1 tRNA gene is annotated in these 523 nt (G+C 33.7%); it reads left to right on the top strand.

From position 1 onward, the window contains the following. The first annotated feature begins 359 nt into the window (after positions 1 to 359). Positions 360 to 435: transfer RNA gene (locus ACINWC743_RS23490), tRNA-Asn, on the top strand. The last annotated feature ends 88 nt before the right edge of the window (positions 436 to 523 follow it).

Here is a 523-nt window from a genome sequence, read left to right as displayed (position 1 = left end):
TTGGATGAAAAGGTAGCAAGAATCCATAGAGATTTATCATTTTTCAATGAGTTGAAGATTTAATTACATCGAACTCAGGTTACATATAAATAAAACGTAAAGCAGTGCTGACAAATAGATTGCAAAAAATCAAGCCTGCTCAAAGATGGTTTGATTCATCTACAGTTGAAGTCAAACACTGACGCGAATGAAGTCAAACACTGACGCGAATGAAGTCAAATAAAGTTTTAAACAAATCTATGAATTTCTTTATTTTTATTTAAAATGATCAAATATTTAGCAAATAATGCATTTTTATGATGAATTTAACAATTTTTCCTTGACCCATCTGCATTTCCTCCCTAAAATGCGTTCCAGATTCTCCAATAGCTCAGTCGGTAGAGCGACGGACTGTTAATCCGCAGGTCCCTGGTTCGAGCCCAGGTTGGAGAGCCAAATTCTAAAAGCCCACTTGATTCAAGTGGGCTTTTTTATTGCTATAAAATAAACAATTTATACCACTATAAATTTTTAAAATCATCAG

The sequence above is a fragment of the Acinetobacter sp. WC-743 genome (genome assembly GCF_000335555.1).
GTDB classification, from domain to species: Bacteria; Pseudomonadota; Gammaproteobacteria; order Pseudomonadales; family Moraxellaceae; genus Acinetobacter; species Acinetobacter bereziniae.
This window is presented reverse-complemented; position numbering and strand designations above follow the sequence as displayed.